We start from the raw sequence: 8,495 nt of genomic DNA on the forward strand, positions 1-8,495 counted from the left end.
CTCCCGGCCGGGAGGGGCCCTTCTGCGTGCTCGGGGCTCACGTCATCGGGCACAGACAAAGGGGGCCCCTCCCGGCCGGGAGGGGCCCCCTTTACAGGGATGGTTACCGCAGCCGAGCCATCAGCGCGTGCTCGACCAGCGTGATCAGCGCGGACTTCGCGTCCGCCCGATGCCGCGCGTCCGTCGTGATGATCGGCGTGTCCGGGCCGATCTGCAGCGCCTCGCGCACCTCGTCCGGGTTGTACGGCTGCTGACCGTCGAACCCGTTGAGGGCAATCACGAAAGGCAGTCCGGAGTTCTCGAAGTAGTCGACCGCGGGGAAGCAGTCGGCAAGGCGCCGGGTGTCCACCAGGACGATCGCCCCGATGGCACCGCGGACCAGGTCGTCCCACATGAACCAGAAGCGGTCCTGACCCGGCGTACCGAAGAGGTACAGGATCAGGTCCTGGTCCAGGGTGATGCGGCCGAAGTCCATGGCGACCGTGGTGGTCGTCTTGTCTCCGGTGTGGGTGAGGTCGTCGATGCCTGCCGAAGCGGACGTCATGACGGCCTCTGTGCGCAGCGGGTTGATCTCCGAAACGGCCCCGACGAACGTGGTCTTGCCCACGCCGAAGCCACCCGCCACCACGATCTTCGCCGAGGTGGTGGAGCGGGAAGGACCGCCGCTAGAGCTTGCGAAGTCCACTGAGCACCCTTTCGAGCAGTGTCACGTCTGGCTGGCCGCCGGCGTTCTCGTCGCCGCCGGGCTGATGGATGGCGACCAGTCCCGCCTCCGCCAAGTCGGCGACGAGGATCCTGGCCACGCCGAGAGGGATGGTCAGCAGGGCGGAGATCTCCGCCACCGACTTGATTTCTCGGCAGAGGTTGCAGATCCGCTGATGCTCGGGCAGCTGGCCCTGCATCTGGTGCGGCTGCGCGGTGGTGTGCACCAGCGCCTCGATGGCGAGCTGGTAGCGCGGGCGCGTCCGGCCGCCGGTCATGGCGTAGGGACGCACCAGGGGATTGTTCGACGCCCCCGCGGGCGCCGGCTCAGGAGAGCGTCGCTGCGGCTGTACGGGCTGGATACGCGGCGCCGGCGGCTGGTCGTACGGCGACGGCCCGGGGCCCTGTGGCGCGTACGGCTGCTGATGCCGCGGGCTCGGGGCGGAGGGGAAGTTGTAACGGTTCGGGTTCTGAGCACCGTCGCCGTGGCCCTGGGCAGGGCCGTACGACCAGTTGCCCGAATTCGAACCGCCTGGGGGTGTTGCCACTTTCTCCTCCTCCGACTGTGCCGGGCACCCATCCCTGTGGAGCCGCGTCCCGAAACCTTACGGCCCCGGGACGCCAAAACGCACCGTCTGTCTGTCAGTTGAGCAGGCTGCCCTGGAGCTCCGCACGGAGATCAGGTGTGAGGACCGAACCGGCTCGGTCCACCAGAAGGGCCATCTCGTACCCAATGAGGCCGATGTCCGCCTCCGGGTGCGCGAGGACCGCGAGCGAGGAACCGTCGGATACGGACATGATGAACAGGAATCCCCGCTCCATCTCCACAACCGTCTGGTTCACGGCGCCACCCTCGAAGATCCGGGAGGCGCCCGCCGTCAGTGACGTCAGACCGGAGGCGACAGCCGCAAGCTGGTCGGCTCGGTCACGCGGAAACCCTTCGGACATCGCCAGAAGGAGTCCGTCGGCGGAGACCACCACCGTGTGGGACACCCCCGGGGTGTTGTCCACGAAGTTGGTGATCAACCAGTTCAGGTTCTGTGCCGCCTGGCTCATCGGGCTCACACTAACGCTCCTGGTTGTAGGTGCTGTCAGAACCGAAGCCCTGACCGTTCGTTTCACTGCCTGCGCCGGCGCTGCGTCCGCGCTGGACGCCCCGACGCAGGTTGCTCAGCCTGCCCCGGACGTCCTCCGGAGCGCGGGAGACCGACGGGCCTCCCTGAGGGGTGCTCTCGGCGGCTCCCTCGATCAGGTTCGCCTTGGGCACCCGTCGCGGCAGGCCGGAGGAGGTGACCCCGCCCGCCTTGGGCTTGCGCAACTGCGCGGCCTGCTGCCAGCGTTCGTCGTTCGCCGAACGCCAGCTGCTGGTCTCGCCATTGTTCTCCGAAACCGGAGCGGGAACCGACGGCTCCTGGTTCACGTGCCGCGTGCCGTTCGAACCGCTGGTACCGCTCGCGAAGGATCCGCGGCGAGGCAGCCCGGCGTCGGTCAGCTCGTGGACGGCGGAGGGGGCCGGTCCCGGACGGTCGAAGCCTACGCGTTCGTGCTCACCCGCGTCAGTGGCCTGCGCAGGTTCCGCTTCCGGAGCGTACTGGTCCGGGTAGCCGTTCTGGTAGCTGTCGGGCTGCGGCCAGTCGTCCTGGTAGCGGCGCTGCTCGAAGGCGGGGAAGGCGTCCGGGGCGGCGGCGCGGGCGGCCGCGGGCTCCTCCTGGACCGGCTCCGAATACGTCGGCTCGGGGTAGCCCCCGTTGGACGAGAACGGGTCGTTCTGCGGCTGCGAGCCGTTCGGCGCGAAGTACGGCTCCTCGTACGACGGCGGCTGGGCCGGCTCCTCGTACGAGGTGCGCTGCTCCTCGTACGGAGACTGCAGCTGCTCCTCGTACGCCGGGCGCGGGTCGAAGGTGCCGGTCCGCTGCTGCTCCGGGTAGCCGCCCTGGCCGTTGTCGTAGGCCTGCGGCGCGTCGAAGGCCTCCGCGTACCGCGAGGTCTCCGGCGACTCCTGCTCCGGGTGGCCCTGGGTGTTCTGGGACTCCAGGGCGGCCCGGCGCTCCTCGCGCATCAGCGAGCGGCCGACCGGGTCGAGCTCGCGGATGTCGTCGGGGACGTCGGAGTAGCGGCTGTCGTCGAAGCCGAGCTCCGCGGCCGTGCGCATCGGCAGGCCGGTGTTGAAGTCCTCGCCCTGGAAGTTCTGCTCCGGGATGATCTGCGAGACGGTGAACTCGTCGCGGTTCATCTGCTGCTCGCCGCCACCACCGTGGGTGATCGCGTCCGGCAGCATGACCAGCGAGGTGGTGCCGGCCTGCTCGCCGGAGGGGCGCAGCTGGACCCGGATGCCGTGCCGGTCGGACAGCCGGCCGACCACGAACAGGCCCATACGCTGCGAGATAGCCGCGTCCACGGTGGGCGGGTTCGCGAGCTTGTGGTTGATGTCCGCGAAGTCCTCGGCGGTGAGGCCGATGCCCTTGTCGTGGATCTCGATCATGACGCGGCCGTCGGGCAGCCGGGTCGCGGTGACACGGACCTTGGTCTGCGGGGAGGAGAACGTCGTCGCGTTCTCCAGCAGCTCCGCCAGCAGGTGCACGAGGTCGGTGACCGCGCGGCCGTGGATCTCGGCCTCCGGGACGCCGGACAGCTCGATGCGCTCGTACTGCTCCACCTCGGAGGAGGCGGCGCGCAGCACGTCGACCAGCGGGACCGGCTGGTCCCAGCGGCGGCCGGGCTCCTCGCCGGCGAGGACCAGGAGGTTCTCGCCGTTGCGGCGCATACGGGTCGCGAGGTGGTCCAGGCGGAAGAGGTTCTCCAGCTGGTCCGGGTCGGCCTCGTTGTTCTCCAGGTCGGTGATCAGGGTCAGCTGGCCCTCGATCAGCGACTGGTTGCGCCGGGAGAGGTTGGTGAAGATCGCGTTGATGTTGCCGCGGAGCAGGGCCTGCTCGGAGGCGAGTCGCACCGCCTCGCGGTGGACCTGGTCGAAGGCGCGGGCGACCTCGCCGATCTCGTCCTTGGTGTGGATCGGGATCGGGGCGACCCGGGTGTCGACGCGGCCGGGGTCGGTGCGCGAGAGCTGGTCGACCAGCATCGGCAGACGCTGCTCGGCGATGCCGAAGGCGGCGTTGCGCAGCTGGCGCATCGAGCGGGACATCTGCCGGGCGACCGCGCCGGCCAGGATGAACGCGAGCAGCAGGGCCACGATGACGATGGCACCGGTGATCAGCGCGTCACGCTTGGCGTTGCTCGCGATGTCGGAGGCCTCGCTCACCGCGGTGTCGGCCTTGTCCTCCTCGAGCTTGCGGTACGCCTCGTACTTGAGGGTGGTACCGGCCCACCAGTTCTCCGCGGTGATGCCCTTCTGGGCGAGGACGGCGCGCGCGGACGGGTCGGTGCTCTGCAGCTGCGACATCGCCGTGATCATGTCGACCGGGTTGGACGGCGGCGGCACATAGGTCTTGTTCTCGGCCGCGGCCTTCGCGGCGGCCTGCTTGACCAGGGCCGCCCCGTCGCTCTGCACCTTCGTCAGGGACTTGTTGAGCTTCGCGATGTCCTCGTCGGTGCCACCGGCCTGGTACTCCTGGATGGCGATGCCCTCCAGGTAGGCGTACGACGTGATGGCGGTGCGCTGCGTGGCCAGGCTGTCCTTGCCCGGGCCCGGCGCGACCAGCAGGTGCATGCCGATGGAGCGCTCCAGGGAGAGCGCGCCCTTGGCGAGTGCGATGGCGTAGACCGAGCGGCCGTAGCTGGTGATGTTGCCGGTGCCCAGGCCGAGCTCGTTGGAGAACTCCAGAAGGGGGTGCTCCAGGCTGACGTAGGCCTCTTCGGTCCCCACGCCCTTGAAGCTGGAGGTGTAGGCCTTGGCGCGCAGCGAGGTGAGTTCCGGCTCCACCTTGCGGAAGCGCTCCAGGCGGCGCTCCAGGCCCGGCCGGTCGGGCATGTTCTGCGCGGCCTTGTCGAAGGCGTCCGCGGCGTCGTCCGTGGCCTTGCGGGCCGCGACGACCGACGGGTCCTTCTGGCCCTTGCCCAGCAGCAGCGGCGCGGCGGTCACGTCACGCTCGTTGGTGACCGCGTTGCTGTAGGTCAGGGCGGCCCGGACCAGACGCGCGGTGTTCTCCGCGTCCTGGGCCTCCTGCCAGGTGTCGATCGAGTTCTTCACCTGGAAGCCGCCCATGACCAGACCCACGCCCACGGGTATGAGCAGGATCGCGTTCAGTCGGGTGGGCACCCGCCAGTTGCGGGGGGAGAAACGGCCGCCGCTCGAGGCGCGAGCGGCCGCAGGCTCCGGTACGGACACAGGGGCGGGCGCCGCTCCGCGCGGCGGCGGGGTGAAGTTGCCCCGCGCCGACGGCTCGGGACCGTTCTTGCTTCGCCTCACTCGACCAACAACCTCTCGGCGGCGGGCACCAACGTTGTGCCGCAGTGTCTCAGAGCCCAGTACGCCATTGAGTACGCAGTACTACTGAGTACGTCTTTGACTTATAGGCAGTTCAGGCATTCCAGCACGAGGGCCAGCGCTCTTCCAAACAGCGGAAAGCGCGGATTCCCTGTGATGTAAGCCCCAGATAAAACGGTCATAAAGAGCGAGCCCCGCCAAAAGACGGGGCCCGTGTGTGCGCAGCGACACCGGACGACGACCACGCGTGGCCGTACCACCCGATTCCTCTGCCGAAACGTTATGAACACCGGGGCCGACCGTGTCAAAGGCCACAGTCGGCTCCGGAGCGTCTACGACAACTGCCGTATGGCATGGCGGATTTGGGGGCTACCTCAGCCGTGCCATGAGAGCGTGTTCGACCAGTGTGATCAGCGCGCTCTTGGCATCGGCCCGGTGCCGGGCGTCTGTCGTGATGATGGGGGTGTCGGGGCCGATCTGCAAGGCCTCGCGCACCTCCTCGGGCTGGTAGGGCTGATGCCCGTCGAAGCCGTTGAGCGCGACCACGAAGGGCAGACCGCTGTTCTCGAAGTAGTCGACCGCCGGGAAGCAGTCGGCCAGGCGCCGGGTGTCCACGAGCACCACCGCGCCGATGGCACCGCGCACCAGGTCGTCCCACATGAACCAGAAGCGGTCCTGACCGGGCGTGCCGAACAGGTACAGGATCAGGTCCTGGTCGAGCGTGATACGGCCGAAGTCCATGGCCACCGTGGTGGTGGTCTTGTCCCCGGTGTGGGTGAGGTCGTCGATGCCCGCGCTGGCGGACGTCATGACGGCCTCCGTGCGCAGCGGGTTGATCTCGGAGACCGCTCCCACGAAGGTGGTCTTGCCGACGCCGAAGCCACCGGCGACGACGATCTTCGCGGAGGTGGTCGCCCGCCCTCCGTCAGAGCTTGCGAAGTCCACTGAGCACCCTTTCGAGCAGGGTCACGTCCGGCGCACCGGTCGTCTCGTCACCACCGGGCTGGTGGATCGCGACGAGTCCGGCCTCGGCCAGGTCCGCGACAAGAATCCGGGCCACGCCCAGCGGCATGGCCAGGAGCGCCGACACCTCGGCGACCGACTTCACCTCACGGCACAGGTGGCAGATGCGCTGGTGCTCCGGGAGCAGCCCCATGAGTGCTGCGGGGTCGGCCGTGGTGCTGATCAGTGCCTCGATGGCGAGCTGGTAGCGCGGCCGGGTCCGGCCGCCGGTCATCGCGTAAGGACGTACCAGCGGCTGGTCGCCCTCATCCTCGTACGGCTCCGCGTACGGATCATGAGAGGCGGTGGGCGGGGTCATGAATCCTCCGGGCGGGACAGCAAGTCGGTCGGGCAAGCCGTCTGACGGGGCCGGTGGGGGGATTGTGGCGGCCGGACGGTGATGTGGTGAGGGGGGTGGATCCTGGGTGGGTCAGTGGAGCAGACTGCCCTGTAGTTCGGCCCGCAGGTCCGGTGTGAGGACCGCACCTGCCCGGTCGACGAGCAGCGCCATCTCGTAGCCGACCAGGCCGATGTCGCACTCGGGGTGCGCGAGCACGGCCAGGGACGAACCGTCCGAGACGGACATCAAAAACAGAAACCCGCGTTCCATCTCCACGACCGTCTGCGCCACGTTGCCGCCCTCGAAGATCCGGGAGGCCCCGGCGGTCAGCGAGGTGAGTCCGGACGCGACGGCCGCCAGCTGGTCGGCGCGGTCCCGCGGAAAGCCTTCCGACATCGCCAGAAGAAGACCGTCGGCGGAGACGACGACGGTGTGGGACACACCGGGGGTGTTGTCCACGAAGTTGGTGATCAACCAGTTGAGGTTCTGTGCCGCCTGGCTCATCTGGCTCAACTATCGCTCCTGCTGGTGAGTGGGGCTCGGGAAACTGCCGGTCTGGCCGGTACCGGCCTGGCGACCCTGCGCGATGCCCCGACGGAGATTGGTCAGCCGGCCGCGTACGTCGTCAGGCGCACGCGAGACCTGCGGACCGGCTTGGTGCTGTTGCTGCTGAGCCGTGCCCGGGACGAGGTTGGCCCGGGGCACCCGGCGCGGCAGACCGGAGGTGGTGACGCCGCCCGCGGCCGGCTGCCGTACGCGCTCCGCCTGCCGGACGAGATCGTCGTTCGGGGAGGTGCGCCAGCCGCCGGTGGCCGCGGAACGCTGGGGGGCCGCCGCGGGAGACTGCGGCTGCTGGGGGGCGGAGCCGTTGCCGGGGCCCTGCCGCTCGCTCTGTCCGCCGTGGAACCAGTTGGTCTCCAGAGTGTCGTACAGCGGGGTGCGGCCGTCGCCCGGACCGGTCGCCGGCGGCAGTGCCTCGGGCTCCTGGCGGACGGGCCGCTGCTGCGGACGTGGCGGGACGGGCGGACGCGGGGCACCGAAGTCGGCGCCGCCGTTCTGCGGGCGCTCGAACTGGCCCGTGCCGTTGTGGTTCGGACGGCCCGGCAGCGAGTGCTGGCCGGTGGAGCTGGGGTCGAAGCCCGGCGCGGGGAACTGGCCGGTCGAGCCGCTGTCGAACGACGGGGTCGCGAACTGGCCGGTGTTCGCCGGGTTGGTCGGGGTGTTCCGGCCGTTCGGGGTGCCGAAGACATCCGAGCGGACGAACTGCCCCGACTCCTGGGAGCCGTTGGACCCGGGCTGCGGAGCTCCGAAGTCCTGTCGGCCGAACTGCCCGGTGTTCTGCGGGGAGTCGGCGCCCGGACGGTTGAACTGCCCGGTGTTCTGCGGCGAGTCCGCGCCCGGACGGGCGAACTGACCCGTGTGCTGCGGGTTGTTGGCCGCACCGAAATCGGGACGCGGGAAGTTCGAGGTGGCGCCGGGACCGTGGCGGTCGTCGGACCGGCCGATCGCCGGCATCTCCGCCGTCGCGCCCGGACCGTGACGGTCGTCGACGCGCGGCATCCGGGAGGTCTCGTCATGCCCGCGCGGGGTGTCCAGCGAGGCGCGCGGCACCGGCGGCTGGGCATTGTCGTCGCTCCAGCTCGGGGTGCGCTGCTGGTTGCCGCCCGGCAGCTCGGCCCGCGGACCACCGCGGCCCGGCAGCTGCGGCAGACGCCCACGCCGGCCGCGGCCCTCCTGCGGCTGCGGCTGCTCGGGGCCGGGGGACTGCGGCGGTACGGCGCCACGAGCGCCGCCGAAGCTGTCCTGACCCATTCCCGCGGCCTGCAGGCCCTGCGGCGTACCCGGCGCCTGGCCGAACCCGGCACCGGCGCCCGCGGGAGCCGGCCGGCCCTGCTGGGGAGACTGCGGTCCGCGCGCACCGCCCGGCGCACCCGGACGTCCGTTGCCACCGGCACCCGGCAGCGCGGCGCGCGGCCCCTGACCGGCTCCGAGCAGACCGCCACCACCGGCCCCGGCGCCCGCACCGAGGGCACCGCCACCGGGACCGCCGGCCCCGAGAGCCGGTCCGCC

At 70.3% G+C, this 8,495-nt stretch carries 7 protein-coding genes and 1 pseudogene; all 8 read right to left on the reverse strand.

Annotated elements, in window-relative coordinates; genetic code table 11:
• Positions 1 to 103: 103 nt before the first annotated feature.
• Positions 104 to 685, reverse strand: coding sequence for an ATP/GTP-binding protein (locus ABZ453_RS49405; RefSeq protein ID WP_009314218.1), 582 nt, complete (start codon positions 683 to 685; stop codon positions 104 to 106).
• Complete coding sequence (locus ABZ453_RS49410; RefSeq protein ID WP_133046739.1) at positions 666 to 1,250, reverse strand: DUF742 domain-containing protein; 585 nt, start codon at positions 1,248 to 1,250, stop codon at positions 666 to 668. Before ABZ453_RS49410 ends, ABZ453_RS49405 begins: the two co-directional genes overlap by 20 nt.
• Before the next feature lie 94 nt (positions 1,251 to 1,344).
• Positions 1,345 to 1,758 (reverse strand): roadblock/LC7 domain-containing protein, encoded by a 414-nt coding sequence (locus ABZ453_RS49415; RefSeq protein ID WP_007384910.1) that lies wholly within the window; start codon positions 1,756 to 1,758, stop codon positions 1,345 to 1,347.
• 10 nt (positions 1,759 to 1,768) lie between these two features.
• Positions 1,769 to 5,065 (reverse strand): nitrate- and nitrite sensing domain-containing protein, encoded by a 3,297-nt coding sequence (locus tag ABZ453_RS49420; RefSeq protein WP_359026406.1) that lies wholly within the window; start codon positions 5,063 to 5,065, stop codon positions 1,769 to 1,771.
• 387 nt (positions 5,066 to 5,452) lie between these two features.
• Entirely contained in the window at positions 5,453 to 6,028 is a 576-nt protein-coding gene (locus ABZ453_RS49425) for an ATP/GTP-binding protein (protein WP_133046741.1), read from the reverse strand.
• Positions 6,009 to 6,404, reverse strand: coding sequence for a DUF742 domain-containing protein (locus tag ABZ453_RS49430; protein ID WP_016432454.1), 396 nt, complete (start codon positions 6,402 to 6,404; stop codon positions 6,009 to 6,011). Before ABZ453_RS49430 ends, ABZ453_RS49425 begins: the two co-directional genes overlap by 20 nt.
• Positions 6,405 to 6,515: 111 nt before the next feature.
• On the reverse strand, positions 6,516 to 6,929 hold the full coding sequence (locus tag ABZ453_RS49435) for a roadblock/LC7 domain-containing protein (RefSeq protein WP_003973453.1): 414 nt from the start codon (positions 6,927 to 6,929) through the stop codon (positions 6,516 to 6,518).
• A 9-nt stretch (positions 6,930 to 6,938) separates the two neighbouring features.
• Positions 6,939 to 8,495: pseudogene (locus tag ABZ453_RS49440) on the reverse strand (hypothetical protein); the annotation flags it as partial.

The organism is Streptomyces sp. NPDC005799 (assembly GCF_040630525.1).
Classification (GTDB): Bacteria; Actinomycetota; Actinomycetes; order Streptomycetales; family Streptomycetaceae; genus Streptomyces; species Streptomyces griseorubiginosus_B.

Coding starts and splice junctions, on each gene's coding strand:
- ABZ453_RS49435 (WP_003973453.1), bottom strand. CDS start 6,929: ATGAGCCAGGCGGCACAGAACCTCAACTGGTTGATCACCAACTTCGTG.
- ABZ453_RS49430 (WP_016432454.1), bottom strand. CDS start 6,404: ATGACCCCGCCCACCGCCTCTCATGATCCGTACGCGGAGCCGTACGAG.
- ABZ453_RS49415 (WP_007384910.1), bottom strand. CDS start 1,758: ATGAGCCAGGCGGCACAGAACCTGAACTGGTTGATCACCAACTTCGTG.